We start from the raw sequence: 25,603 nt of genomic DNA on the forward strand, positions 1-25,603 counted from the left end.
TGATTCGGCCCGGTGCCTCCGGTCAGTACCCGGAAGCGCCCATCTTGATCATTTCGCCGGACGGATCCGCCAGGTACCAGACGTCGTTGACGCCCTGTCCCACGATGTCGCCGGCCTTGGTGTCTTTGGCGTAGTAGTACAGCGGCATGCCGTTCAGGGTGACCTGCTTTGCGCCTTCCGGCGTGGTGATGGTGCCTACGGTCCCGGTGACCCCTTCGACCTTGGGTGTATCAGAGGTGGTGAGGAGGGGCGGCCAGGCCGTCAGGCATGCGCCGGTGCAGGCACTGGTGCCCGAGTCCTTCACGTCCTTGGTGAAGAAATAGAGGCTCATACCTTTGGCGTCCACCACGATGGTGCCCGCGCTGGAGGATGCAGTCTTCAGGTCAACGCCGGCACTCGCCGCTGAGGATGACGTTGCGGAGGGCGGGGACACGGAGGCAGCCGGGGCGGTCGCCGAGGCCGGGGGTGAGCCTGCAGTGACAGCCGGACTGGTGGCCGCAGGAGTGGTTCCGCTGCCGCCGGCACACCCGGTCAGGGCCGCCGTCAGGGCCAGGATTGCGAGGCCTGCCCCCAGCACATGCTGTTTCATGGATTGCTCCTTTGGTGGTGCCCGGCGCCGGTCGCCGGACGCTAACCTGTACGACGCACCTGGGTGAAGAATGGTTCACGTTGAACCAGATCCCGCCCGGGGACGTTGTACCAGCCGGGGAGCGCGGAAGGGCCGTGCCGGAGGCCGGGACAGGAGGTCCGCCGAATGCCGCTAGACGACGACGTCGTGGAGTCCATTTACCGCGAACACGGCCCGGCCCTCCGCCGCTTTGTGCTCAGCGCCTCCCGCGACCCCCAGCTTGCCGAGGACGTGGTCCAGGAAACCGTGCTCCGGGTCTGGCAGCACGCCCCTGAGGTCACCGGCAGCCTCCGCAGCTATCTGTTCCGGACCGCGAGGAATATCATGATCGACAATTACCGCCGTGCCCAACGCCGCCCGGCGGAAGCGCTGGACGACGGGCTCAGCGGTCACGCCGAAGCCGTGGAGCGGGTGGACGAACTCTTGAACCGGGTGCTGATCGAAGAGGCGCTGCTCCGCCTCAGCAGTGAACACCGGGATGTCCTGGTGGCCCTGCACTACAGGCGCTTCACCGTCAACGAGGCAGCCGTGCAGCTGAACATCCCCAGTGGAACGGTGAAATCCCGCGCCTATTACGCCGTGCGGGCCCTGCGGACCATCCTGGATGAAATGGGGGTGGAACGGTGAACGCCTCCGGGCTCCACCAACTGCTGGGCGCCTACCTGCTGGGCGGGCTGGATCGCGCTGACCTGAAGAGCTTTGAAGACCACCTCCAGGAGTGTGCGCAATGCCGGGAGGAACTGTCCCGGCTGGAGAAGGTGCCCGTCCTGCTGGACGCCGTTCCCGTGCCGGACGCCGTGGCGCTGACCGCTGTTCCGTCCGCTGCGGCTCCGGCCTCCGCCTCAGTCCCGGTGACCCTCCTCGCCAAACTTGCCAGCCGCCGTCGTAAAGTACGACGGCGGTGGGCAGCGCTGGCGGCCGCCGTCGCCGCCGCCTGCCTCGCCGTGGGACTGGCCGTAGGTCCGCTTCTGGGCCGGGCACCCCAGCCCGATGCCACCTACTCCGTGCAGTCCAGCGGCGGACTGCAGTTCAGCATCGATTTGGCCCGCAAGACCTGGGGAACGGAGCTGGCGGTGAACGGCAGCAGCCTCCCGGCCGACGGCACGTTGTCGCTGTGGGTCCGGGACCGCGCCGGCGGGGAGGACCGCGCCTGCGCCTGGACGGCCACCCCCAGCGGCCGGGTCAAGGTCACCGGGGCAACGCCCATCCAGCTGGGCAGCATCTCCAGTGTGGAACTGCGGGACGGCACACAGCACGCGGTTGCGGTGATCACCGTACCGTGAGTGCTTCGCCGGGAGCTAGTGCTGCTGCCCGTTCGTGGTTCTTGGTTCCAGCGCGCGGAACTCCGCCAACAGGGCCGGGTTTTCGCAGGCCCGCGCAAAGGCTTCGATCCGTTTCTCGATTTCCCGACCCAGCAGCCAGGTGCCGATCCGCTCCATCACCGGCCGCAGCAGGGCCGGGCGGCAGGAAAAGGTGTACTTCCAGACTGCCCGCGTGCCGCTGCCGTCCGCGGTGAACCGCCAGCCGCCGCCGAAGTTTTCGAAGAACCAGGGGCGGACACCATGGTCATGCCAACGTTTTTGGGCGGGGCGTAGGAGATATACTCGCTCACCATTCCCAGGCCGAGGCGCGAGCGGGTGCGGGTGCGAACACCCTTGCCTGCGGTGACGGCTCCGCCCAGGAAGTGTTGTCCGGCGATGAACGGATCCCACTTGAGCCGGAAGGCGCCGGTGGTCTGGGAGAAGGCGAAAGCGGTGTCCGGGTCAATGCGGATGAAGCGTTCGGCGCGTACCTGGGGCATGGTCCAACCCTATGCGCACCTGTTGGCCCGACCCGGACCGGGGCGCGGCGGGTTACCGGTATTGCCTGCTTCAGGCGACCCTACTGGACCATCTTCGCCAAGCGCGCCCGGACCACCATGTAGACGCCGTAACAGATCAGTCCCGCGCCCACGGCCGCCAGGACATATAAGCCGAAGGGCTGGTCCCGCAGTGCCCTCAGGGCGCCATCCAATCCCGTGGATTCTTCGGGATGTGCCTCGAGGGTGGCAATGGCAATCAGCAGGCCGGTCAGCAGCAACACCGTCCCTTTGGCTACATACCCAGTCACGCCCAGCACGGTGACGGCCTTCCTTGCCGTGGGGTTTGCGGGCATGGCCAGCTGCTTCTGGAACGATTTCCGCGCGCCGCGGATGCCGTAAGCCACCCCGGTCACGGCGATGCCGGCGCCCAGCAGGACCAGCAGGGCCACCCCGCCGGGAGCCTTCATCAGTGAGGCAGTCAAGTCGCTTGCTGTCTGCTGGTTGTCCCCGCTCGAACCCGTGCCGCGCGCGAAGGACATCAGCGTCAGCGCAAGGCCTGCGTACACGAGGGCCTGCGCTGCTGCCTTGGCCTTCTTCCCTGCCTTTTCCTTGGTTGGGAGACGGTTGTAGTCGAATATGGCGTCGCTGGCCTGCCACAGCGCCAGGGCCGCGCAGGCGGCGAAGCTGGCCCACAGCAGGAAGGGCCCCGCGGGTTGGGTGGCCAGCTCGGCCACGGCGCCGCTGAAATCGGCATTTCCTGTGCCGCCCATGGCGAGCCGGATGGAGATGGCTCCCACCAGCAGGTGCAGGATGCCGCTGGCCGCAAAGCCGGCCCTCGCCAGCAGCTCCAGGGTGCGGGAGTTGGTGACGTTCTCGGCCGCGTCCGCGGCCTGCTTCAGTTCTCTTTTGATGGCTGTTCCTTTGTGCCGGCGCCGAAGCGCGAACGGTGCATGCACCTCACACCGCCATCGTGCCACGCGGACGTGGTCCCGGCCCAGTCAGCGGGAGAAACTATGTGGAAGAGCGTCGCCGGCATGTGGATTCCGTGGCACGCCCCGTTCCGTGGCACGCTTCGGCACTGAGGCCGGGCTGAACCTTCCCGGCAAAGCCGAGGCCTGGGCGTTGGGTTACCGCCGGCGGTAGCAGAGGTCGAAGATCAGCCGCCCGGCTTCGTGCGCCTTGGCCTCGAAGCTGGTCCGGATCCGGCCCTCGAACCGCGGCGCCCAGCCGCCCGTCTCATCCACGCCCTCGTTGGGCCCGGTGTGTTCGGTACTGACCGGTGCGCGGCCCTCCCGGACCGGCGCTCCTCCCACCACTGACTCCACACCCGACTGCCACACCTGCGTCAGCGGGCTTGCGGGTCCGCCGCGCTCGCCGGTGTGCAGGTTCTCGAAATCCTTGGAATCTGCCAGCACGTCGCGGACGTGGACTGCATAGTTGGACCAGTCAGTGGCGATCCGCCAAAGCCCGCCCTTTTTGAGCGCCCGCGCGGCCAGGTCCGCGAACTCGGGCTGGATAAGGCGCCGCTTATGGTGCCGCGACTTGTGCCAGGGGTCGGGGAAAAAGACCCAGAGTTCGCTGACCGATCCTTCCGGAAGCATGGTGGCAAGTACTTCCGGAGCGTTGGCTTCCACCACGCGCACGTTGCTCAGGCCGCGGCTGTTGATCTTGATGAGGGTGTTTGCGAGTCCCGGGGTATAGACCTCCACGGCGAGGAAGTCGGTGTCCGGATTCTGCTCGGCGGCGTGGCAAATGGCGTCACCCAGGCCGGAACCGATTTCGACGATGAGGGGCGCCTTCCGGCCGAATTCCGACTCGGCATCGAACGTGTAGTCCGGATGGACGGAGGTGTTGGCCACATGGCGGGGGACGTTCACGGCCCACCGCTCGGCGTGCAGTTCCCAGGCCGCCTGCCGGCGCCCCTGAAGGCGGGTTCCGCGGCGGACGAAGCTGACCGGCCGGCCGCCGTACGTGCCATAGGAAGCCTGCGTGCCGGGGGTCACCGGCCTCGGGACATGCTGCGGCTGGGGGGATTCTGGGGATTCGCTCATCCCTTCCAGAATACCGGCGGCCGGAGGGCGGAATCATATGTTCCCCAGTTGGTCCAGTGCAGGCCCCAAAGCCAGCGCAAAGACCAGCCCCGAGATGCATAAGGCAAATGCTGCCGATGACCGCGCGGGCGAAGTGTCCGGGGAGTTCCTAATGACCGAAATTGCCAGCGCCAGGGAGGGTAATGCAAACAGGAGGGGCAGGCTGAAGAACACCAACGGCGTTACCCAAGGCGTCGGTGACGGGCCGTCGGATGGATAGGTGCCGAGCATCGCAAACATGGCCAGCGGAGCAGTGATGATCATGCTGAAAATGGCAAGGACCCCCAACAGCACGCCCGCTGATGCCTGGCGCTCGTAATGGATACGCCGGGCATTCCGGCTTTCCACTACAGGGGATGCTTCGGCCGGCGCCGTGGCATCTTTTGGCAGGGCCTCTTCTGGCGGCGGGACACCCATGTTTCTCCTCTGATCGGGCCGGTCGTTACGGTTCCAACCTATGGAGGCGGCCGGATGCCCGGCAGGCGCCACTTGCCCTATGTGGATAACCTGGTCCCCCGGCCGTCCTGCAAGAATGGGCAGGTGACGGAAGCTACAGACGCGGCGGCCAAAAAGCGGCGGTCCGGGGACCATGTGCCGGGGCCCCGGGCACACCAGCCCCGGCCGGACAACCTGGTGGACGCCGAGTTTGATGAACTGCCGGCGCCGGAACCAACCCGGACAGGAAGCAAAAGGGCCCTCGTGTATCTCGGCCTGTGCCTGGTCCTGATCGGGCTGAACCTGCGCACTGTCTTCTCCAGTTTCTCGGCGGTGCTGCCCGAAATCACGTCGCAGGCAGCCTTGCCCGGCTGGGCCGTGGTAGTCCTGACCACCGTCCCGGTGACACTGCTGGGCCTGTTTGCGCCCCTCGCCCCGGTGCTGGCACGACGCTTCGGCGCCGAACGCGTCCTCCTCGGCGCCATGGCGGTCCTCACGGCAGGGCTCCTGCTCCGTCCTGCCGGACCGCCGCACCTGCCGGCGCTGCTGGGCGGAACCGCTGCCTGCGGTGCCGCCATCGCCCTGTGCAACGTGCTCCTGCCCGGGCTCGTCAAACGCGACTTCCCCCACCGGCTGGGCCTGATGGGTGGGCTCTACACCACAGCTATCTGTGCCTCCGCCGCCCTCGGAGCCGGCTGCACCTACCCCGTCTACGCGGCGACGGGGGAGTGGACGCAGGCGCTGTGGTTCTGGGCGCTGCCCGCCGCCGTCGTCCTTTTCCTGTTCCTCCCCGTGGCTGTCCGGCAACGCGCCGTGCGGCACCAGGCAGTGAAGGACGGCGTGAACGTGTGGCGCTCGCCGGTAGCCTGGCAGGTCACCATTTTTATGGTGCTGCAGGCCATGATGTCCTTCAGCGGGTTCGCCTGGCTGGCGCCCATCCTGCGCGAACGGGGCGTGGACGGGGCCACGGCGGGGCTGATCGTGGCGGTGAGCATCGTGCTGCAGATGCTCGGCTCGCTCTTTGCACCAGCCCTGGCTGCGCGGTTCCGGGACCAGCGGGCCATCAACACGGTGGTGGCGCTGATGACCGGCGGCGGCTTCGCGCTGAGCATCTTCGGGCCGCTGGAGCTGGTCTGGGTCTGGGCAGGACTTTTGGGACTGGGCCAAGGCAGCCTGACGGCGGTGGCGCTGACCATGATCATGCTGCGGACCCGGGACGGGCACACGGCAGCCCACCTTTCGGGCATGATGCAGGGCGTCGGCTACGGCCTGGGTTCCACAGGGACCCTGATGGTGGGGCAGCTGCACCAGGCCACCGGATCATTCACCCCCGCCGGCGTCCTCTTCCTTGCCGTGGGGCTGCTCGCGGCCGTGTTCGGCTACCGCGCCGGACGGAACCGCTTCGTCGGTGACAAAAACGGGTAGCAGTAAGCGTCGCGGTCACAACGGCGCTTACTGCTACCCGGGTGAAGGAATCAGTGGGCGAGGTCCTTGCCCTTCGTCTCCGGGATGGTGAAGACGAACGCTGCGCTGACCACCAGCAGCAGGACGGCATAAACGTTGAACAGGTCCGGCATGTGCAGGGTGGTGCCGAGCCACTGCTGCAGGTACGGGGCAGTGCCGCCGAACAGCGCCACGCAGATGGAGTACGGGACGCCCACGCCCACGGTGCGGATGCTGGTGGGGAAGAGTTCGGCGTACACGGCCGGGACAATCGCGGCGCTCGCGGCGATGAAGATGAGCATCACCGACATGCTGACGGCCAGCTGCCATGCCGAATCCTTGAGCAGCCAGGTCATCGGGAAGTGCATCAGGGCGGAGCCGACGGCGCCGGACCACAGCACCTTCTTGCGGCCGATCCTGTCGGACAGCCTGCCCCACACCGGCAGTGCTGCGATGAACACGATGTTCCCCACGACGCCGGCCCACAAGGCTTCGCCGCGGTCGATCTTCAGCGCGGTGGTGGCGTAACTGGGGGCCACAACGCCCCAGATGTAGTAGATCACCGTGAGCCCGACGGTCAGGCCGATGACCTGCAGGGCCTGCTTCCGGTGGCGGACAATCTGCGGCCAGATCGGGGCACGCTTTGCCTGGCCGGACTCGCTCTCGAAAGCCTCGGTTTCGTGTAGCCGGGACCGCATGATCAGGGCGTACAGGCCCAGTGCGGCGCCGATCAGGAACGGGATGCGCCAGCCCCAGGCGTTCATGGCCTCAGTGCTCAGTGCCATGTTCAGGACGGCACCGAGCAGCGTGCCGAAGAGGATGCCCACAGTTCCGGAGGTGTAGATCAGGGTGGCCCAGAAGCCGCGTTTCTCCTTCGGTGCCATCTCGGAGAGGTACGTCTGCGACGACGGCAGCTCGCCGCCGTGCGCCAGGCCCTGCACCAGCCGGGCCACCAGCAGCATCAGTGACGCCCAGGCGCCGATGCTGGCGAACGTGGGCGCGATGCCGATCATGAGGCTGCCGAGCGATGCCAGCCCCACCGCGAGGGTCATGGAGGTCTTGCGGCCCACGCGGTCGCCGATCCAGCCGAACAGGAAGCCGCCGAAGGGCCGGGCGACGAAGCCGACGGCGAAGATCGCCAGGGTGGACAGAACGGCCGACGCCGGGTCGGCCTTGCTGAACAACTGGCTGGCTATGAAGGGGGTGAAGGTTGCGTAAATTGCCCAGTCGTACCACTCGACGGCGTTGCCGATCCCGGTGCCAACGATGGTTTTCCGCATTGCTGTGCGCGCGCTGCGCTGCGGGTTGACGGTAGTGGTCATCTTCGTTCTCTTCCTGGAAGGGTGGATCAGGAGCTGGTGCGGGCCGCGGACAGTGCGGCCAGGCGCTGGATGGCCAGTTCCGCGTAGAGGGCGGCGCCGTCAGCCAGCACGCCGTCGTCAAACGTTGCGTACGGTGAGTGGTTGAAAGGGGACACGGCATGGTCGGCCCCGCGGGGTACGGCGCTCAGGCCGATGAAGGTCCCGGGCACCTCGGCCAGCACCCGGGAGAAGTCCTCCGAGCCGCTCAGGGGAGTGGCCCAGCGGGAAAGCCGGGAATCGCCGAACATTTCGGTGATGACGTTCTCCGCAGTTCGGGTCTCATCCTCGTCGGTGATGGTGAGGGGATATTCCTGCTGGTAGTCGACGTCCACCTCCAGGCCATGGGCGGACGCGATGCCCTGCAGGAGGCGGGGAATCGAGTCCATCAGCTTCTCGCGGGAGGCTTCGGAGAACGTCCGGATGGTGGCTTCGATCCGTGCCGTTTCCGGGATGACATTCCGCTTGGTGCCGGCATGGAGGACACCGACGGACAGGACCACGGGATCGAACATGTTGAACTGGCGGGTGATCATCACCTGCAGAGCGGTGACCATCTCGGCAGCTGCCGTCACGGGATCTTTGGCCGCGTGCGGGGCAGAGCCGTGGCCGCCGGCGCCAAGCACGGTGACTACGAGGCCGTCGGAGGCGCTGAGCATCACGCCGGGCTTGGTGGCGAAGGTGCCGTGCGGTTCGAGCGAGGAGAACACGTGCATGCCGTAGGCGGCGTCCACGCGCCGGCCGGGCGCGTCCAGGACACCTTCGCGGATCATGTAGCTGGCGCCGTCGAAGCCTTCCTCGCCGGGCTGGAACATCAGGACCACATCGCCGGCCAGGCGGTGCCGGTTCTCGGCCAACAGGGTGGCGGCGCCCGTGAGCATGGCGGTGTGGAGGTCGTGGCCGCAGGCGTGCATGGCGCCGTCCAGCCGGGAGGTGTAGTCGACGCCGGTTTTCTCCTGCACGGGCAGCCCGTCCATGTCGGCACGCAAAAGGACCGACGGCGTCACGCGCCGCCCCCGCCCGGCTTCCCCGGATGCGTCGCCGCTGCCTGCGGTGCCGCGAAGGACTGCAGTGACGGACGTCGTCTCCTTGCCCAGGGTGATTTGGTAGGGCAGGCCGTCCAATGCCTGGAGGACTTTTTCCTGCGTCCGTGGCAGGTCAAGGCCGATTTCCGGCTCCTGGTGCATGGCGTGGCGGAACCGGATCAGTTCGGGCTGGAGCTCCCTGGCCGCGGATGTGATGGTCATGCTTCTCCTCCAAGGAATGGGCTGAGTCCAGTGTGTGGTGACTTGGTTCACATTCTTTGAAAGTCCTCGAAACATGCACTTCTTCTCGTGATATTCCATGTTTTGTGCACCAGCGCGGACAATGAGGAGTATGGAACTGAGCGAGGAGGACCTGGCCCTGATCAATGCGCTGGAGATCGCGCCCCGGATCAGCTGGGCCGACGCCGGCGAAATCCTTGGCGTTCACGCCACCACACTGGCGGCCAGGTGGGAACGGATCCGGGGGGCAGGTGCCGCGTGGGTGACGGCGCACCTGATGGGGGACCCCAAACAGATGTGCCTGGCGCTGGTGGACGTTGACTGCGACATGCACCGCCGCGTCGAGGTGACAGAAGCGCTGGCCGCCGTCCCGGAGATCGTCACCATCGAGGAGGCCGCCAGCAACCGCGATTTGATGCTGACGGTCCTCACCCAGTCCCTTGAGGAGTTCACCACGGCCGTGGCTTCCCGGCTCCAGGACATCGGGGGGCTGCTGAAGTACCAGACCGCCCTGTGCACCAGGCTGCACTCCGGCGGCTACGCCTGGCGCCTGAACGTGCTGGACCGCTCCCAGATCGCGGCGCTGCAGGCCAAGGCCGGCCCGGAGGCGGCAGGCTCCGCACCCCCGGAAGCCGTCGTCGAGCCCCTGCCCGAAAGCCACCTGGCCCTTCTTCCCTTCCTGGCGAGGGACGGGCGGGCGACGGCGGCCGATATCGCCCGGGCGCTCGGCCGACACCCCGCAACCGTGCAGCGGCAGCTGAACCGGGTCCTCGCCAGCCGGCTCCTGTCCTTCCGCTGCGAAGTGGCGCAGAAGTTTTCCGGCTACCCCGTCACCTGCCAGTGGTTCGCGAACGTCCCGCCAGGTCAGCATGAAGCGGCTGCGGCCGAGCTCCGCGGCCTCCGCAACGTCCGGCTCAGCGCCTCCACCACGGGCCGCACCAACTTTGTGATCATCATGTGGCTGCAGTCGCTGGCCGACGTGATGAACGCCGAGCTGGCGCTGCAGCAGCGGATCCCGGGTATCGACCTCGTGGAGAGTGTGGTGATGCTGAGTACCGTGAAACGGGTGGGCTGGATGCTGAACCGGGATTCCACCACCACGGGGCGGGTGATCGTCCCGGCGGCGGTGGCAGGCGCCGGATAGGCCTGCGGACCCGGCCGCTAAGCTGGCACGAAAGACAAACAACCGATCGGCCCAACAGCGTGCGCGACACCACCCTTTCACCGGCAGACACCCATTCCGCCATCCTGCGGCGGCCATACCTGTGGGTGACCATCGGCACCTGCGCGCTCGTGTTCCTGGCCGCGTTCGAGTCCCTGGCGGTGACCACCATCATGCCGGTGGTGAGCCGGGAACTGCAGGGCGCGGACCTCTACGCCCTGGCCTTCGCCGGGCCGCTGGCCACCGGGGTGATCGGCATGGTGGCAGCCGGGAACTGGTCCGACCGCCGCGGTCCAGCCATTCCGCTCTACGCCTCCGTGGCGCTGTTCGTGGCGGGCCTGCTGATCGCGGGCACCGCCGTCTCCATGCCGCTGCTCGTGGCCGGCCGGTTGGTGCAGGGCCTGGGCGGCGGCGCCCTGACCGTGGCCCTGTACGTGCTGGTGGCCCGCATCTACCCGGGAAACCTGCACCCCAAGATCTTCGCGGCGTTCTCCGCGGCCTGGGTGATCCCCTCCCTGGTGGGACCCTTTGCCGCCGGGGTGGTGGCGCAGGTATTCAGCTGGCACTGGGTTTTCCTGGGCGTGGTGGGACTGGTCATCCCTGCCCTGGTGATGATCGTGCCCGTGCTGCGGAACATGGCGCCCGGCCCATCATCGCGGGGCCAGGAGCAGGGCCACGAGCAGGGCGGTGTTTTGGAACAGGCACCCCCGCCGTGGGCCGTGGGCCGGCTCGCCTGGGCCACCTTGGCCGCGCTCGCGGTACTGGGGCTCAACCTCTCGCGGGAAGTCCGCCTCCCAGGCTTCGTTGCAGCGCCGGCACTCCTGGCGGTGGCCGCCGTCGTCATTGCGCTGGTGGCCGTCCGGCCTTTGGTGCCGCGGGGCACGCTCGCCGCCCGCCGCGGCCTTCCCAGTGTGATCCTGGTGCGGGGCCTGGCGTCAGCCGGCTTCTTCGGCGCAGAGGTCTACCTGCCATACCTGCTGATTGAGCAGTACGCGTTTTCACCCACCTTTGCGGGCCTTACCCTGACCTTCGGTGCCGTTGCGTGGGCGGGCGCTGCGGCAGTCCAGGGGCGGCTTGGTGCCCGGTTGCCCCACCGGAGTGCCGTCCGGATCGGCTCCTGTATGGTCCTCGCGGCTGTACTCCTCGCGTTGGCGACCGCCGCGCTGAACTGGCCGCCCGCCGTCGTCATTGCCGGGTGGATCCTCGCGGGCGGCGGCATGGGCCTGCTCTATCCGCGGCTGAGCGTGATGACGCTGGCGCTGTCGAGCAAGGACAACGAGGGCTTCAACAGCTCGGCCATGTCCATCTCCGACTCACTGGGCGGCGCGCTGGCGCTGGCCACCACGGGCATCGTCTTCGCGGCCTTTACGACGACGGCCGGGTCCTTCGCCGGGGTCTTTGCACTGTGCGCCGTGCTCGCCGCAGCCGCGGTGGCAGTTGCGCCGCGGGTCACCACCACCCCCTGAGTTTGTCCACATATGCAGACTTAAAGGCCCTCAAAGTCTGCATATGTGGACAAAAACTCCCAAGGGGGGAGTCAGGCGAGTCTGCTAGCCCGGACCACCACGTCCGCGATGGTGGCCTGCTGGCCCTCCGGCCCGGTCACCGGCCGCTCCCGGCTGGTCTGCACTTCCAGCTGCCACCCGGGGCTGTCCAGTTCCAGCTCCCGGACCAGCTCGTCAGCCGTGTAGAACATGTTGTGGTGGGTGTGGGCCCCTCCCCACGGCGGCAACCGGTCCGGATGGTGGCCCACCACCAGCAGGGTCCCGCCGGGTTTCACGGCCGACGCCGCAGCGCGCAGCGGCCCCTGCCAGGCCAGCTCCTGCGAATGGAGGAACTGCGAGGTCACCAGGTCATACAAGTCCGCCGGTTGCCACTGTTCGAGGTCGGCCTGCTGCCAATGGATCCGGCTGGCGATGGCGCCCTCGGCCGCGTGCACGCTTTCGCGCGCCAGGGCCGCCTTCTCATGTCCCTGCGCCCGTTCCAGGGCGACGGCGGAAACGTCGACGGCGGTGACGGTCCAGCCGTGCTGGGCCAGCCAGATGGCGTCCGCACCTTCGCCGCAGCCCAGGTCCAGCGCATGCCCCGGCCGGAGCCCGCCGGCCTCCCGCACGAGCTGTGGGTTCGGCTTTCCGCTCCAGATCTGGGGTTTGCTGCGGTACCGCTCGTCCCACAGGGCGGCCGCGTCCCTGATTCCTTGACCGCCCTCGGTGTCAGCGTGTCCCGAAAGGCCTTGGCCGGCGTCGTGCGGTGCCTGGTGTTCGTGGTGTTCCTGCTGGTGGGGCGCGTGTTCCGTCATGCCTCAACCCTGCCCCGCGACTGCGGTGTTGGCAACGCCTTTGGGAGGGGCGTACAGGGGGAGTGGGCCGGGGATGCTAGACTGGTGGAACTTGATGTGCAGTGATGCCCATGTGCCCCTTCATTTAGGGGACAGGGCTTTTTTCATGTGAGAGGCACATCCTGCGTCGATGAACGCGTTCCATTTGGTCCCGGCCGTCGCTTTGAATAAGCGGCAGCAGGCTGGTTGATCACCTGACTTTTCTTCGGCGAACCCCCTGGGCCAACCGGCGCCGGGGGCCGATATCCGCACGGATACCGCCTGAAAGACCTTTGACTTTGACTACTTTTGCTGCCCTCGGCACGCCCAAGGCCCTTGCCGACACCCTCACCGCCCAGGGAATCGAAACCCCGTTCCCGATCCAGGTGAAGACCCTCCCTGACACGCTGGCAGGACGCGACGTCCTGGGCCGCGGCCGCACCGGCTCCGGCAAGACCATCGCCTTCGCCATCCCGCTGGTGGCACGCCTCGCCGAGCGTGAAGCCCCCTACTTCCGCAAGCCCGGCCGCCCCATGGGCCTGGTGCTGGCACCCACCCGTGAACTGGCCACCCAGATCAACGCCACCATCGAGCCGCTGGCCAAGGCCGCCGGCCTGAACACCACCGTCATCTACGGCGGCATCTCCCAGGCGCGCCAGGAGAAGGCACTGCGCGCCGGCGTCGACATTGTTATCGCCTGCCCGGGCCGCCTGGAGGACCTGATCCGCCAGCGCATCCTCACCCTCGAGGCAGTGGAAATCACCGTTCTGGACGAGGCCGACCACATGGCCGACCTCGGCTTCCTGCCCGTGGTGAAGAAGCTCATGGACATGACCCCCAGCCAGGGCCAGCGCCTGCTCTTCTCCGCCACCCTGGACAACGGCGTGGACAAGATCGTCCAGCGCTACCTGTCCAACCCGCTGACCCACTCGGTGGACGATCCGCAGGCCGCGGTGACCACCATGGAGCACCACGTGCTGGTGGTCAATGACCAGACCGTGAAGAAGCAGCTGATCGTGGAGCTCGCCTCAGGCGCCGGCCGCCGCGTCCTCTTTATGCGGACCAAGCACCACGCCCGCAAGCTGGCCAAGACCCTGACCGACGCCGGGATCCCCGCCGTGGACCTGCACGGCAACCTCTCGCAGAACGCCCGTGACCGCAACCTCGCCGAGTTCTCCTCCGGCGACGTCCGCGTCCTGGTGGCCACCGACGTCGCTGCCCGCGGTGTGCACGTGGACGACGTCGAACTGGTCATCCACGTTGATCCGCCCACCGAACACAAGGCCTACCTGCACCGCTCAGGCCGTACAGCCCGTGCCGGTTCCGACGGCACCGTGGTAACCATCACCCTGCCCGAGCAGCAGACCGACGTGAAGAAGCTGATGAAGGCCGCCGGCGTTGACGTCAGCTTCGAGCGCGTCACCGCCACGTCCCCCATCGTCGGCGAGCTCGTGGGTGAAATCGCTGACAAGATTGACCCGCGGACCCGCGCTGCGCTGCTGGCTGCCAAGGCCGCCAAGCAGGGCGGCGGTACCTCCACCGGTGCCAACGCCGAGCGCAAGCGCGCCCGCCGCCAGGCTTCGCCGGTTGCCGGTGGACGCGGCGGCCGTGGTGGACGCGGCAAGGTTTCTGCTGAAGCTCCCCGCACCGATGTTCCCCGTGCCGAGCGCCGGGCAGCAGCTTTTGAAGGCCGCACGGAAGCCCGTGCAGCGTTCGACAAGGTTGCCGAGCAGAACGAGGACCGCGCCATTGCCGCAGCAGCGGCACGCCGCAACGCCCGTGGCCGCGGCACCGCTTCGACACACCGCAACGACGTCCCCGCGGCAGGTGGCCGTGCATCGGCCGGCCGCGGTTCAGACGGCCGTGCAGAGTCACGCGTTACCCGCAGCGACGCTCCCCGCGGCGGCACCGGCCGGCCCGCATCCTCAGGCCGTCCGGCTTCCTCCGCCGGCCAGCGCAACGGCCGCCCGGCGACCGGCCAGCGCGCAGCAGCAGCCGGCGCAGGTGCCCGTACGGGTGGCCAGCGCAGTGCAGGTGCAGGCGCGACCGGCGGCAACAAGGCCGTCTGGTCCTCCAACACCGGTGGAACGTCCGGCGGATCCTACGGTGCAGGCAACGGCGGCGGCTCCGGCCGTCCCGCCCGCAGCGGCCCGCGCCGTGCCTCGGCTCCGGCGTCGAACGAACGCCGCAGCCGCTAATCCCCACCGGGTTTCGACGGGCTCAACCGCCGTCGAAACCCGGCTCAACCAGCGTTTTGGTTCACCAGCCGCGGGCGCCCCACTCTTTCAGGTGCGGGCGCTCGGCGCCAAGGGTGGTGGGCTTGCCATGGCCCGGGTGCACAATGGCCGAGTCCGGGTAGGCGCCAAACAGCCGCTGGGTGACGTCGGTGAGCAGCTGGCTGAACCGTTCCGGATCCTTCTGCGTATTGCCCACGCCGCCCGGGAACAGCGAGTCTCCCGAGAAAATGTGGGTGGGACCTTCCGGGTCCTCGTACACGAAGGCGATTGAGCCCGGCGTGTGCCCTCGCAGGTGGACGGCCGTCAGGTCGAAGCCGTCGAAGTGGGCCACGTCCGCGTGCTCCAACGGCACATCGACGGTCACGGGCAGATGCTCTGCATCCTCTGTTCCGGCTGCGGTCCTGGCACCGGTGGCCTCCACCAGTTCCTTCAGCGCCCGGACGTGGTCCCAGTGCTGGTGGGTGGTGGCGATCAGCGCCAGCCTCGGTTCAGCCGAAGTATCCGCTGCACCGTCCTGCAGCAGCTGCCGGATGGCCGGCAGGTCGTCCGCGGCGTCGATCAGCACTTGCGTACCGCTGGCTTTAGCGGTCAGCAGGTACACGTTGTTGTCCATCTCGCTGACGGAAATCCGGCGGATGGTCAGCGCAGGCAGGTCATAGATCAGTGAGTCCATGGGCTTCAGTCTAGGCACGCCCGGTCGCAGCCCTGGCTACTCGCGGCCTTCTGACACCCAGTTGGGATCCGCCGAGCGGGAGCCGACGACGGCGTCCGAGGCTTCGGCCAGCGCGTCCAGCTGCGCCGGGGTCAGGTCCAAGGCCAACGCGCCAAGGTTTTCATCGATCCGGTGCGGTTTGCGCGTGCCGGGGATCGGGACGACAGGCAGGCCCAGCCGCCTGCCTTGGGCGATCAGCCAGGCCAGGGCAACCTGGGCAGGCGTGGCATCCAGTTCGTCAGCCACGGCCCGTACGGTTTCCACCACTGCCTGGTTGGCAGTGGCCGCGTCCGGGGCGAAGCGGGGGATCCGGCGTCGGAAGTCCTTCTCGCCCAGGCTCGAGGCGTCAACGGTGCCGGTGAGGAATCCCCGGCCCAGCGGTGAATAGGGCACAAAACCAACCCCTAGGGCGGCCGCGGCAGGAACAACGTTGCGTTCCACGTCGCGGCTCCAGATGGACCATTCGCTCTGGACCGCCGCAATGGGGTGGACTGCGGAAGCTTCTTCCAGTTCCTGGGCGGTCACCTCCGACAGTCCCAGGTGCCTGACCTTGCCCTGCTGCACAAGCCCCGCCATGGCCTCCACGGTTTCCACAATCGGAACGCGGAGGTCACGGCGGTGCATGTAGTAAAGGTCGATCACGTCAGTGCCCAGCCGTTGCAGGCTGCGGTCAACTGCCTGCCGGATGTACCCGGCGTCGCCCCGGATGTCCGTGTACCCGTCCGCCGGCGAGCCCACCAGTCCGAACTTGGTGGCCAGCTGGACCTCGTCCCGCCGCTCCTTCAGCAGCGGGGCGATCAGTTCCTCGTTGCTGCCTCCGCCGTAGATATCCGCGGTGTCAATAAAGCTGACACCGGAGTCGACGGCGTGATGCAGCGTCCGGAGCGCGTCCTCCGGATCCACCTCCCCGTAAACCGGTGTGAGGGCCATTCCGCCGAAACCGAGCGCGCTGACATCGAGGCCATCGCCGAGCCGGACTGTTGCTGCCATGGGTTCTCCCGTTCTTTTAATACTTGTTTCAGGACGCGTCAGTCCCAGGGGATGATCCGGTCCGCCGCCGGCCGGGTCGCCTGGATCAGTACCGCATTCGCCTCGTCCGGGCCGTTGGCCCAGGCAACGGCTGCGGCCCGGTCCATCCCAAACGACGTATGCCGTTCCACCAGGCGGCTGAGCCGCAGGGCTTGCGGCGTGTCCACAAACCACACCTCGTCCAGCTGTGCCCGGACCTCTTTCCACGGCTCCTGCTCCGCCAGCAGGTAGTTTCCCTCGGTGATGACGAGCGGAACATCCGCGGGGATGGCGATGGACGCGGCCACGGGCTCGTCGATGGTGCGCCGGAACTCCGGCGCGTAAACCACCGGCTCGTCGCGGCGCACCAGGCGGCGCAGCAGCGAAAGGTACCCGCCGGCGTCGAACGTGTCGATAGCCCCCTTGCGCTGCCGCAACGGCGTGGCGTCAATGATGGCGTTGCCGAGGTGGAAGCCGTCCATGGGCACCACCACGGCCAGGCCGGGCTCAAACTGCTGCCGGATCCAGGCGGCGAAGGTGGATTTCCCGGAACCGGGCGCGCCTGCGATGCCAAGGATAGTCCGCTTTCCGGGGACCATCCTCGCCCTCAGGGCATCCATTGCCTCTGTGATCTCGGGGGTGTCCATGGCAAAAGCCTAGACTGCCCGTTGGTTGGGCCGCCGAACCTCCCCACCTTTCGCTTTCAGGAAGGCGCGGCCGACGGCGGTTTGCCGGGACACGCCGTCGGCCGCCCTAAAAGGTGGGGAGACTCAGCGGGCGGAGGCGGAAGCGGCGGCAGGTTCAGGTTCCAGGGTGTCGGCTCCGCCGGGCAAAGCCTTGAGCCCGGCCGCGCAGGCCACGATCCCGGCGATAAACACCACCTTCAGCACGCTGAAGGTCTCCACGCCGGTGGCCATGGCCCAGCCCACGGTCAGCGCTGCCCCGATCCCGACCCAGACGGCATACGCGGTGCCTAAAGGTATGTGCCGGATGGACACGCCAAGGCCCAGCATGCTGAGGGCTGCCGTCACGGCAAAAACGAGGGTGGGCAGGGGCTTGCTGAAGCCGTCGGACAGGCCCAGGGCGGTGGCCCACACGGCTTCCAGGACGGCCGAGGCCAGCAGCACCAGCCAGGGAATCGATCGCCGCAGCATTACGCCACCACCTTCAAGCCAACAACGCACGCGGCGATGCCGGACAGCAGGAGGAGCCGTGCCGCCGTCGGGCGCTCCACCTTGGTGACGATGGCATACGCGGAGGTCAGCACCACGCCCACACCCACCCAAACGGCATAGGCCGTACCTGTGGGAATGGACTGCATGGCGATGGCCAGGCCGGCGGTGCTGGCCGCAACGGAAACGAGGAACAGCACAGCTGGCGCGATGCGGCGGCGGCCGGAAACCTGGAACGTGCGGTGCAGGGCTGCGGCCCACACGGCTTCAAGGGCCCCGGAAAGAAGAAGGATTAACCACGACATGACAGATCCTTTGGCCAGTCTTGTCGCGTGCCGGGTACTGAACCGTCGTCCGGAGGCTCCCGTACGGAGCCTTGGCTTCCAGCGTAGCAACGCCCGACGCCGGGCGGCCACCGATGGTGCCCAACCTCACCACCCTTCGGCAACCGGCGCCGGGAGGAAGCTACAGGGTGCCGCCGGCAGCGACCGGGGCGGCGGCGTCCCGGCCGCCGTCACCAACGGTTTCGCGGGCGATGAAGTTCTCGATGTCGAACAGGTTGTCCGCGCGCTCGGCGATGTTCAACAGTGTGGTCATGGAGGCGACTTCCTCCACCTGCTCCTTCAGGAACCAGAGCATAAACTGCTCGCCCAGGGCATCGTTTTCGCCGCGGGCAGCCCGGAACAGGTCCTCGATGTTTCTGGTGACCTCCTTTTCCTGCTGGAGGGCAAGGGCCAGCGGTTCGGTGACGGAGGCGAAGTCGTTGCGGACGGCAGGAACACCCGGAATGGTGAACGCAATGTCCCGGTCCAGCATGTACTGCACCATCATCATGGCGTGGTTCCGTTCCTCCACCGACTGCCGGTAGAAGTAGCGGGCCAGCTGGGGGAGGTCCTGGTTGGCGAACCAGGTGGCCACCGCAATGTACTGCTGCGATGCCGTGAATTCGTTGCCGATCTGGGTGGACAGGAGCGCATTGAACGATGATGTGGTCATAGCCCGAGTCTAGGTTCGGTCCCAGGCAGTGGCCAGTGTGGAAAGGCTCTGCTACTAAGAGGCGAGGCTGGCCTACTCCAGCCCGCCGGGTTCGTCCTCAACGGGGTCGATCGAGACCACCGCCAGGAAGCCGCGGCCCAGGACGTCGGGGGTGTCCGCGTCGGAGCCCACCACGGCGTCGTACCGCGCCAACGGTTCGGGTTCGTCCGTCCCCACGGCAACCGTGGCTTGGCCCTGCAGCAGGATTCCGATCGAGCCCTCGAAGATGGGCTTCGCGCGCTTTTTGGACAGTTCAATGATGGACGTGTAGCCCTTGAAACTTCCGGCGCGTGTGATGACGTTGAGGTCCCGGATATCGCCGGTTGGAAGCGACGCATGGGTGCTCGCCCCGCCCGGGAAGCGGAACGGACGGTACTTTTCCAGCGGGCGTTCGGCCCCGTCCACGCTCAGCAGCAAAAGTTCGCCCTCCACCACGGTGAGCACCCGCTCCATCCCGGGGAAAGCGGAGAAGTCACCGGCCTTGGTGACGTCCGCGATGCTGATCCGCCAATCCCAGCTCCCGTCCGGCGCCGATCCGGGCTGGCTGGCCAGTTGGCGGGTGGTGCCGCCGCCATTGCGCCACGGCTCGGGCTTGAGGTCTGCAAAGCGGATAATTTCCATGCGCCCAAGCCTAGTTCCCGGCAGGCGGTCCCGGCGTCGCAGGTTGGGCCCTTCCCTGCTACTCTCCTCCGGGGGGACAACACGAAAACAGCCTGAAGGAGCCGGGAATGTTCGTCAAAGTGTGTGGTCTCAGCACGCCTGAATCAGTCCGCGAAGCAGTTGATGCCGGGGCTGACGCCGTCGGTTTCGTGCTGACAGCCAGTCCCCGCGTGGTAACGCCGTCGCAGGCGTCCTCCTTGCTGGCAGGCGTCCCCGCAGGGGTTGCACCGATCGGCGTGTTCCGCCACGAGCCCGTAGCCGACGCCGTCGCGATCGCCCGCGCCGCAGGGCTGGAATGGATCCAGCTGCACGGCCCGCGGTCCCGTGAGGACGTGGCAATGGTGCACGACGCCGGCATGAAGCTGATCAGGGCGATCACCATGGGTGCCACTGCAGAGGAGTTTGAGGACTGGGGCGAGGACCTCCTGCTGATCGACGCCGCGGTGCCCGGTTCGGGTGAAGCCTGGGACTACACCTCCGTTGCCGCGCTGCCGGTCCTCCAAGGGCGCCACTGGCTCCTTGCCGGGGGACTGGATTCGGCCAACGTGGGCGGCGCGTCAACGGCAGCCCACGCCTGGGGTGTGGATGTGTCCTCGGGTGTTGAGGCGTCCCGGGGCGTGAAGGACCTTGCGAAGATCCGCTCGTTTGTGCAGGCGGCAAAGGGTGCCGCCGTGCGGGTCAAGGCTTAGTTCACCCGGTCCGGGCAGAGTTCAGGGGCCGGTCAGGGCAGACCCCCATCCTTTTGTCAGAGCCTGCGGGGCACAATGGGTGAATGAAGACACTCCTCAACATCATCTGGCTGGTTTTCGGCGGTTTCTGGCTTGCGCTGGGCTATTTCGCGGCCGGTGTGATCTGCTGCCTGCTGATTGTCACCATCCCCTGGGGTATTGCCTCGTTCAGGATCGCGGCCTACACGCTGTGGCCGTTCGGCCGGACGGTGGTGGACAAGCCGGGCGGCACGGGAGTGTTCTCGCTGCTGGGCAACGTCATCTGGCTGCTGGTGGCCGGCATCTGGATCGCGATCGGCCACGTGGTCACCGCGTTCGCCATGGCCGTCACCATCATCGGCATCCCGCTGGCCATCGCCAACCTGAAGCTCATCCCGGTGTCGCTGATGCCGCTGGGCAAGCAAATCGTCCCCACCAGCGCGCCGTTTGTGTCAACGTACCGGTAACCAGCAGGGGTGTTCATCCCGGGCTGAACACCCCGTCCTTCAAGATGGCCACGGCGTCACTGTCGTCCAGCTCCGCCGCGATGTCGACGTCGCCCGCATAGCCTGCCCCAGTCAACTCCAGTCCACTGGAACATCCGTGCAGCATCTCCCGGAGCCGCGGCTCGGCGGCCTCGAACACCGCGGCTGCGGCCATGGCCTCCGGCGAATAGCCGTGCCTGCCCACATCTGCCTCGTAACCGCCCTTGCCCGCGGCCGCGAGGCCGGCGATGAACGCTCCCGCCCCGATCTGGTCCTCCACGGCAGCGCGTAGGGTACCGTCGGGCCATCGTTCCCCGGCGGCGACCACGGCGATCACCGCGTCGGGCGGGAGGTTCGCTGCCACCCAGTCCGCTGTCGCTCCCGCGTTGCGCAGGCATACGGCGGCCACCAGCGGGACGTCGCCGGCCAGCTCATGGCAGAGTGCGGAACCGTTCGGCGAGGGCAGCACCACACGTTCGAGCGACCCCGCAGCCCGGAGGCTCGCGGGGGAGAGGCTGAGCCCGCCGCCGTTGCGGGGACCTGCCAGCTCGGCCTTGTGGTGGGCGGCGAAATCCTCCGCCCGGGTGTCCTTCCAGGGGAAGGGGAAAACCTCGGCGCCCCGATCCAGTGCAACGCTCACGCAGGTGCTGAAGGACAGGACGTCAACCACCACGGCGAGGTCCGCCCCGGACGTTACTGCCCTGGCGCCGTCGAGCCCCCATTCCAGCCGGACCGTGTAGGCCAGCTGCCGGTGGGCGGCATTCGCGGTGACCGTGTGGCGGGGGTTGGACGTGGGTGCGTTCACGCGAGTTCCCCCAACAGGTTCCGGTGTGCGGCCGCCAGCCACAGCGCTTTCCCCCGCTGCGTGTGGAACAGTGGGTCAAGTTCCAGCAGCTGGCGGACGACGGCGGCGCGTCCGGCCGCGAAGTCGGCGTCGCCGATGTGCGCATAATCCTGGCGGACGTCCGCCACGTACCGGGCATACTCGCCCGGTTCCCCGCCGAGGACGGAAAGGTCCGCGTCACAAAGGAGGGCGCCGCCGTGGTCCCCTGGCTCCGGACGATGGTCGGACGTCAGCCGCACCAGCCGTGCCACCTCGGCAACATCGGTCTCGGGAAGGCCTGCGTCCTCCAGCCGCTCCTCCGCGAGGCGTGCAGACTCCTCCTCATCCTGGCCAGCCACACCGCGGTAGACGGCGTCGTGGAACCAGGCCGCCAGCAGTACGGTGCGGGGCGGGTCGGCGGGATCCGCCAGCAGATCGAGGGCTTCCAGTACCGAGAGCAGGTGCGTGCAGCCGTGGTACTTGCGGTGGGGTTCGCTCCAGCGGTCCAGGAGGTCCAGGAAGAGCGCGTCGTGGCCCGGCATGATGGCTTCCCACCGGTTGAACAACGGCACCTTGAGTGACTTGTTCCGCTGCCGGGCCGGAATGCGCAGGCCACTGCCAATCAGCTTCCGGACCAGGACCCGGGCCTCAACGGGTACCGCTCCGGCCGCCACGAGGTCGTCGTAGCGGCGCTCCGCGACGTCGTAGTGGTCACCGTCAAAGGCCCGCTCGGGAATCCCCGCGGCCGCAGCGAAACCGTGCAGTTCCTCCAGCGAGGAATCGGAGACCAGGTGCGAAAAGTGTGTTCCATGGGCAGGCCAGAGCGGCGGATCGATGTAGACGGCCATGGAGGAAGTCTAGTGCTGTCCCTTCCGGCGGCGGCCCAGGAAGATGACATCGCCGAAAATACGGAGTCTTCCTGCTCAATCAACCGCAGATGCGCCTTAGGATAAGGAAATGACAATCATCCGCGTTTCCGAGGCCGCCCGGTTCCTGGGCGTCAGCGATGACACGGTGCGCCGCTGGATGGACAACGGATCGCTCACGCCGGTCAAGGACGACGCCGGCCGCCTGGCCGTGGATGGCCTGGAACTCGCCCGGCATGCACGCAAACTCGCCCAGTTGCCCGACGATCCGCACCGCACCGGCAGCTCCGCGCGGAACCGGTTTGTGGGCCTGGTGACCGGCATTACCGCGGACAAGGTGATGGCCCAGGTGGAACTCCAGTGCGGGCCCTTCCGGGTGGTATCCCTGATGAGCAGCGAGGCCGTCCGGGACCTTGGACTGGAACTCGGCTCAGTGGCCACCGCCGTAGTTAAGGCCACCACCGTGATCATCGAGACGCCGCAGGGGAAGGCGCTGTGAAGAAGGGCGCTGCGAAAATGGCAGGCGGGAGAAAACTGACGACGCTGTTGGCGGCCGCCGCATTGGGGCTGGGGCTGGGCGGGTGCTCCACTGCCACCGGGTCATCCGCTGCAAGCAGCGCCGGGGACACCTTGACCGTGTTCGCCGCGGCCTCCCTCAAAGCCAGTTTCACCGAGCTGGCAAAGACCTACGAAGCCGAGCACCCGGGCAGCAACGTCGTCCTCAGTTTCGCCGGCTCGGCGGACCTGGCAACGCAGATCAGCCAGGGTGCCCCGGCGGATGTCTTTGCCTCGGCGGACAGCAGGAACATGGACAAGCTGCAGCAGGCGGGGCTGCTGGACGGTGAGCCGCGCGTTTTTGCCACCAATACCCTGGCCATTGCCGTCCCGGCCGGCAACCCGGCAGGCATCCGTTCCTTTCCTGACCTGGCGAAACGGGGGACACGGCTGGTGCAGTGCGCCCGGCAGGTCCCCTGCGGGGCAGCCGCGGCCGCCGTCGAAACACAAACAGGAACGGATTTGGCCCCGGCCAGCGAGGAAAACTCCGTGACGGACGTGCTGGGAAAGGTCATCTCCGGGGAAGCGGACGCCGGGCTGGTCTATGTCACCGACGTCAAGGCTGCAGCAGGCAAAGTGGAAGGCATTCCATTTCCTGAAGCGGCTGCCGCGGTCAACAGCTACCCCATCGCGGCGCTGGCCAACACCAGGAACAGTACGGCCGCACAGGCTTTCCTCGACCTCGTAGGCAGTCCCACAGGCCAACAGGTGCTGGCAGACGCCGGCTTTGGCAGCAGCCGGCAGTGAGGCAGCCGGACGTGCGCCACGCCTACCGCGGCGTTCCCCGCTGGATCTACGGGGTGGCCGTCCTGGCCGCTTTGCTGGTAATCCTGCCGCTGCTCGCCATGGTTGCCAGGGTCAACTGGGCGAACTTCCTTCCCCTGGTTTCCTCCGATTCGGCGTTGTCGGCCCTTGGCCTGAGCCTGCGCACATCCGCGGCCAGCACGGTTCTCTGCATCTTGCTCGGGGTGCCGCTGGCCCTGGTCCTGGCCCGCGGCAGGTTCCGGCTGCAGGGGCTCCTGCGCTCGCTGGTGCTGCTCCCGCTGGTGCTGCCGCCGGTGGTTGGCGGCATTGCGCTCCTCTACACCTTCGGCCGCCAAGGCCTCCTGGGCCGGAGCCTTGAGGTTCTGGGGCTGCAGATTGCCTTCTCCACCACGGCCGTGGTCCTGGCCCAGACCTTTGTGGCATTGCCGTTCCTGGTGGTCAGCCTGGAGGGTGCGCTGCGGACCGGCGGCGAACGGTACGAGGCCGTCGCGGCAACCCTCGGCGCCTCGCCCGGACGGGTTTTCCGCCGCGTCACGCTGCCGCTGGTGCTGCCCGGGCTGGCGTCCGGTGCGGTACTGTCCTTCGCGCGCAGCCTCGGCGAGTTCGGTGCCACGCTGACGTTCGCGGGCAGCCTCCAGGGGGTGACCCGGACCCTGCCGCTGGAAATCTACCTGCAGCGCGAAACGGACCCGGATGCCGCCGTCGCACTTTCCCTGGTGTTGGTGGCCGTGGCCGTCGCCGTGGTGGCACTCGCCTACCGGCGGCCCGCCGGCCAAGGGGTTGCGTTCTGGAAACAGCGGACGACGACGTCTGCCGCAGCGGGCAGGGACGTCCCGTGACATTCGTACTTGAGGCAGCCGTAGCCGGGCGGGGATTCGACGTGTCACTGACGGTGGGGCCTACGGAGACGGTGGCCGTGATGGGCCCGAACGGCGCCGGCAAATCCACCCTCTTGTCCGTGATCGCGGGCCTGCTCCGGCCGGACAGCGGCCGGGGTGAGCTCAACGGGCGGGCGCTCTTCGAGCTCTCGGCCGGCCGGGGCACGTGGATGCCGCCGCACCACCGGGGCACTGCGCTGCTCGCCCAGGAACCCCTGCTGTTCCCGCACCTGACCGCCCTGGACAACGTGGCTTTCGGGCCGCGAAGCGCAGGTGCATCCAGGAAAGAGGCCAAGGATGAGGCGCTGCGCTGGCTCGCCGAGGTGGAAGCCCTTGATCTCCAGGCCAGGCGTCCCGCCGAACTTTCCGGCGGCCAGGCCCAGCGCATTGCCGTTGCCCGGGCGCTGGCCGCGAGCCCGGGGCTTCTTCTCCTGGACGAGCCCATGGCGGCGCTGGACATCCACTCGGCACCACTTCTGCGCCGCCTGCTCAAGCGGGTCCTGGCCGGACGGCAGGCCATCATCATCACCCATGACGTCCTGGACGCGCTGATGTTGGCCGACCGGGTTGTCATCCTCGAGAACGGCAGGATCTCGGAGGACGGCCCCACCCGCGATGTCCTCCAGCGGCCGCGCAGCGCGTTCGCGGCCGGGCTGGCAGGGCTGAACCTGATGACCGGGACTTTCACCGGCAGCGGGATCGAGACCGCCGAGGGCTGGGCGGTGGCCGGCCATGTGGAGGACCCGCCGCTGGAGGACCTGCATGGCCGGCACCTGGCTGACCGGTCGCGCGCCGAAGGGAACACCGCCGCGGTAGCCGTGTTCCCGCCGTCGGCCGTTTCCGTCTTCCTCGATGACGCGCACGGCAGCCCGCGCAACTCTTTTGAGGTGGCCATCACGGACCTCGAACCGCACGGCGACTTCGTCCGGGTCAGGGCGGGAAGCCTCGCGGCCGACATCACTCCTGCCGCGTCGGCAGACCTGGGACTGGTCCCCGGCCTGACGGTGCACTTCGTGGTCAAGGCAACCTCAGTTGCGGTGTACCCGGCCTGATACTGCTTCACTGCCACAGGGCATTACAGAATTAGTCACACTTGGTGACAGTCATCACAAAGGCCGGTAAACTCGGCAAAGGGCGGATAAGCAACCGGCGGGCGGCTTCTGGGGGGAATCACCCGCCGGTTGCTTTGCGGTCCTGGTCA

The 25,603-nt window shown here is 67.7% G+C and carries 29 protein-coding genes and 1 riboswitch; of the genes, 12 read left to right on the forward strand and 17 right to left on the reverse strand.

Features of this window, described 5'->3' with window-relative positions:
• Positions 1-22: 22 nt before the first annotated feature.
• Positions 23-589, reverse strand: coding sequence for a COG4315 family predicted lipoprotein (locus tag AC3A4Z_RS16125; protein ID WP_498712678.1), 567 nt, complete (start codon positions 587-589; stop codon positions 23-25).
• Positions 590-754: 165 nt separating this feature from the next.
• Between AC3A4Z_RS16125 and AC3A4Z_RS16130 the strand changes: the two genes are divergently transcribed.
• The gene (locus tag AC3A4Z_RS16130; RefSeq protein ID WP_050053334.1) at positions 755-1,255 is read left to right on the forward strand and encodes a sigma-70 family RNA polymerase sigma factor; all 501 of its coding nucleotides are present in this window, start codon (positions 755-757) and stop codon (positions 1,253-1,255) included.
• On the forward strand, positions 1,252-1,911 hold the full coding sequence (locus AC3A4Z_RS16135; protein ID WP_498712679.1) for a zf-HC2 domain-containing protein: 660 nt from the start codon (positions 1,252-1,254) through the stop codon (positions 1,909-1,911). The genes AC3A4Z_RS16130 and AC3A4Z_RS16135 overlap by 4 nt, the downstream gene beginning before the upstream one ends.
• Positions 1,912-1,926: 15 nt before the next feature.
• Here AC3A4Z_RS16135 and AC3A4Z_RS16140 read toward each other — a convergent pair whose 3' ends face one another.
• The 4 genes from AC3A4Z_RS16140 to AC3A4Z_RS16155 all read right to left on the reverse strand — a co-directional run bounded on the left by AC3A4Z_RS16140 (position 1,927) and on the right by AC3A4Z_RS16155 (position 4,936).
• Positions 1,927-2,340, reverse strand: a complete 414-nt coding sequence (locus AC3A4Z_RS16140) for an SRPBCC family protein (protein ID WP_498712680.1) — start codon at positions 2,338-2,340, stop codon at positions 1,927-1,929.
• Between the two features lie 169 nt (positions 2,341-2,509).
• The gene (locus AC3A4Z_RS16145) at positions 2,510-3,385 is read right to left on the reverse strand and encodes a DUF1206 domain-containing protein (RefSeq protein WP_498712681.1); all 876 of its coding nucleotides are present in this window, start codon (positions 3,383-3,385) and stop codon (positions 2,510-2,512) included.
• Between the two features lie 171 nt (positions 3,386-3,556).
• Entirely contained in the window at positions 3,557-4,480 is a 924-nt protein-coding gene (gene trmB / locus AC3A4Z_RS16150) for a tRNA (guanosine(46)-N7)-methyltransferase TrmB (protein WP_498712682.1), read from the reverse strand.
• A gap of 33 nt (positions 4,481-4,513) precedes the next feature.
• Positions 4,514-4,936: a hypothetical protein gene (locus AC3A4Z_RS16155; protein ID WP_498712683.1), complete on the reverse strand. Its 423-nt coding sequence runs from the start codon at positions 4,934-4,936 to the stop codon at positions 4,514-4,516.
• A gap of 123 nt (positions 4,937-5,059) precedes the next feature.
• Between AC3A4Z_RS16155 and AC3A4Z_RS16160 the strand changes: the two genes are divergently transcribed.
• Complete coding sequence (locus tag AC3A4Z_RS16160; RefSeq protein ID WP_498712684.1) at positions 5,060-6,379, forward strand: CynX/NimT family MFS transporter; 1,320 nt, start codon at positions 5,060-5,062, stop codon at positions 6,377-6,379.
• Between the two features lie 50 nt (positions 6,380-6,429).
• Here AC3A4Z_RS16160 and AC3A4Z_RS16165 read toward each other — a convergent pair whose 3' ends face one another.
• Together AC3A4Z_RS16165 and AC3A4Z_RS16170 are read right to left on the reverse strand one after the other, a co-directional pair.
• A complete protein-coding gene (locus tag AC3A4Z_RS16165) occupies positions 6,430-7,719 on the reverse strand; it encodes an MFS transporter (RefSeq protein WP_498712685.1) in 1,290 nt (429 codons plus the stop codon).
• Positions 7,720-7,745: 26 nt separating this feature from the next.
• The gene (locus AC3A4Z_RS16170; RefSeq protein WP_498712686.1) at positions 7,746-9,002 is read right to left on the reverse strand and encodes a M20 metallopeptidase family protein; all 1,257 of its coding nucleotides are present in this window, start codon (positions 9,000-9,002) and stop codon (positions 7,746-7,748) included.
• 130 nt (positions 9,003-9,132) lie between these two features.
• Here AC3A4Z_RS16170 and AC3A4Z_RS16175 point away from each other — a divergent pair, with 130 nt between their 5' ends.
• Positions 9,133-10,164: an Lrp/AsnC family transcriptional regulator gene (locus tag AC3A4Z_RS16175; protein ID WP_498712687.1), complete on the forward strand. Its 1,032-nt coding sequence runs from the start codon at positions 9,133-9,135 to the stop codon at positions 10,162-10,164.
• Positions 10,165-10,223: 59 nt separating this feature from the next.
• Entirely contained in the window at positions 10,224-11,648 is a 1,425-nt protein-coding gene (locus AC3A4Z_RS16180; RefSeq protein ID WP_498712688.1) for an MFS transporter, read from the forward strand.
• Positions 11,649-11,719: 71 nt separating this feature from the next.
• Here the strand turns inward: AC3A4Z_RS16180 and AC3A4Z_RS16185 are convergent, their stop codons facing one another.
• A complete protein-coding gene (locus tag AC3A4Z_RS16185; RefSeq protein ID WP_498712689.1) occupies positions 11,720-12,481 on the reverse strand; it encodes a class I SAM-dependent methyltransferase in 762 nt (253 codons plus the stop codon).
• Between the two features lie 317 nt (positions 12,482-12,798).
• Between AC3A4Z_RS16185 and AC3A4Z_RS16190 the strand changes: the two genes are divergently transcribed.
• Positions 12,799-14,697 (forward strand): DEAD/DEAH box helicase, encoded by a 1,899-nt coding sequence (locus tag AC3A4Z_RS16190; RefSeq protein WP_498712690.1) that lies wholly within the window; start codon positions 12,799-12,801, stop codon positions 14,695-14,697.
• A 61-nt stretch (positions 14,698-14,758) separates the two neighbouring features.
• Here the strand turns inward: AC3A4Z_RS16190 and AC3A4Z_RS16195 are convergent, their stop codons facing one another.
• From AC3A4Z_RS16195 to AC3A4Z_RS16225, 7 genes are all read right to left on the reverse strand, one after another.
• Positions 14,759-15,409 carry an MBL fold metallo-hydrolase gene (locus AC3A4Z_RS16195; RefSeq protein ID WP_498712691.1) on the reverse strand — a complete coding sequence of 217 codons (651 nt, stop codon included), beginning with the start codon at positions 15,407-15,409 and terminating at the stop codon, positions 14,759-14,761.
• A 36-nt stretch (positions 15,410-15,445) separates the two neighbouring features.
• Positions 15,446-16,438: an aldo/keto reductase gene (locus tag AC3A4Z_RS16200; protein WP_498712692.1), complete on the reverse strand. Its 993-nt coding sequence runs from the start codon at positions 16,436-16,438 to the stop codon at positions 15,446-15,448.
• 38 nt (positions 16,439-16,476) lie between these two features.
• A complete protein-coding gene (locus tag AC3A4Z_RS16205) occupies positions 16,477-17,103 on the reverse strand; it encodes a nucleoside/nucleotide kinase family protein (RefSeq protein ID WP_498712693.1) in 627 nt (208 codons plus the stop codon).
• 123 nt (positions 17,104-17,226) lie between these two features.
• Positions 17,227-17,610 carry a DMT family transporter gene (locus tag AC3A4Z_RS16210; protein WP_498712694.1) on the reverse strand — a complete coding sequence of 128 codons (384 nt, stop codon included), beginning with the start codon at positions 17,608-17,610 and terminating at the stop codon, positions 17,227-17,229.
• Positions 17,610-17,933 carry a DMT family transporter gene (locus AC3A4Z_RS16215; protein WP_498712695.1) on the reverse strand — a complete coding sequence of 108 codons (324 nt, stop codon included), beginning with the start codon at positions 17,931-17,933 and terminating at the stop codon, positions 17,610-17,612. The genes AC3A4Z_RS16210 and AC3A4Z_RS16215 overlap by 1 nt, the downstream gene beginning before the upstream one ends.
• A 9-nt stretch (positions 17,934-17,942) precedes the next feature.
• A riboswitch (guanidine-III (ykkC-III) riboswitch) is annotated at positions 17,943-18,008 on the reverse strand.
• An 85-nt stretch (positions 18,009-18,093) separates the two neighbouring features.
• Positions 18,094-18,624, reverse strand: a complete 531-nt coding sequence (locus AC3A4Z_RS16220; protein ID WP_493971883.1) for a ferritin-like domain-containing protein — start codon at positions 18,622-18,624, stop codon at positions 18,094-18,096.
• Between the two features lie 72 nt (positions 18,625-18,696).
• Positions 18,697-19,284, reverse strand: coding sequence for a HutD/Ves family protein (locus AC3A4Z_RS16225; protein ID WP_498712696.1), 588 nt, complete (start codon positions 19,282-19,284; stop codon positions 18,697-18,699).
• 107 nt (positions 19,285-19,391) lie between these two features.
• On the opposite strand from AC3A4Z_RS16225, the gene AC3A4Z_RS16230 reads away from it, so the two are divergent.
• A complete protein-coding gene (locus AC3A4Z_RS16230) occupies positions 19,392-20,012 on the forward strand; it encodes a phosphoribosylanthranilate isomerase (RefSeq protein WP_498712697.1) in 621 nt (206 codons plus the stop codon).
• An 83-nt stretch (positions 20,013-20,095) separates the two neighbouring features.
• On the forward strand, positions 20,096-20,497 hold the full coding sequence (locus AC3A4Z_RS16235; RefSeq protein WP_493971886.1) for a YccF domain-containing protein: 402 nt from the start codon (positions 20,096-20,098) through the stop codon (positions 20,495-20,497).
• A gap of 13 nt (positions 20,498-20,510) precedes the next feature.
• Here AC3A4Z_RS16235 and AC3A4Z_RS16240 read toward each other — a convergent pair whose 3' ends face one another.
• Positions 20,511-21,320: a 2-phosphosulfolactate phosphatase gene (locus AC3A4Z_RS16240; RefSeq protein WP_498712698.1), complete on the reverse strand. Its 810-nt coding sequence runs from the start codon at positions 21,318-21,320 to the stop codon at positions 20,511-20,513.
• Complete coding sequence (locus AC3A4Z_RS16245) at positions 21,317-22,186, reverse strand: DUF4031 domain-containing protein (protein WP_498712699.1); 870 nt, start codon at positions 22,184-22,186, stop codon at positions 21,317-21,319. Before AC3A4Z_RS16245 ends, AC3A4Z_RS16240 begins: the two co-directional genes overlap by 4 nt.
• 109 nt (positions 22,187-22,295) lie before the next feature.
• On the opposite strand from AC3A4Z_RS16245, the gene AC3A4Z_RS16250 reads away from it, so the two are divergent.
• From AC3A4Z_RS16250 to AC3A4Z_RS16265, 4 genes are read left to right on the forward strand one after another with little or no spacing between them, the layout of a single operon-like run.
• Positions 22,296-22,703: a TOBE domain-containing protein gene (locus AC3A4Z_RS16250; RefSeq protein WP_050053412.1), complete on the forward strand. Its 408-nt coding sequence runs from the start codon at positions 22,296-22,298 to the stop codon at positions 22,701-22,703.
• Positions 22,704-22,720: 17 nt separating this feature from the next.
• Positions 22,721-23,506, forward strand: coding sequence for a molybdate ABC transporter substrate-binding protein (modA, locus tag AC3A4Z_RS16255; protein WP_498712700.1), 786 nt, complete (start codon positions 22,721-22,723; stop codon positions 23,504-23,506).
• Entirely contained in the window at positions 23,503-24,363 is an 861-nt protein-coding gene (locus AC3A4Z_RS16260; RefSeq protein ID WP_498712701.1) for an ABC transporter permease, read from the forward strand. The genes modA and AC3A4Z_RS16260 overlap by 4 nt, the downstream gene beginning before the upstream one ends.
• A complete protein-coding gene (locus AC3A4Z_RS16265; RefSeq protein WP_498712702.1) occupies positions 24,360-25,454 on the forward strand; it encodes a sulfate/molybdate ABC transporter ATP-binding protein in 1,095 nt (364 codons plus the stop codon). Before AC3A4Z_RS16260 ends, AC3A4Z_RS16265 begins: the two co-directional genes overlap by 4 nt.
• Positions 25,455-25,603: the final 149 nt, after the last annotated feature.

The organism is Arthrobacter sp. Soil_C_49, assembly GCF_057656635.1.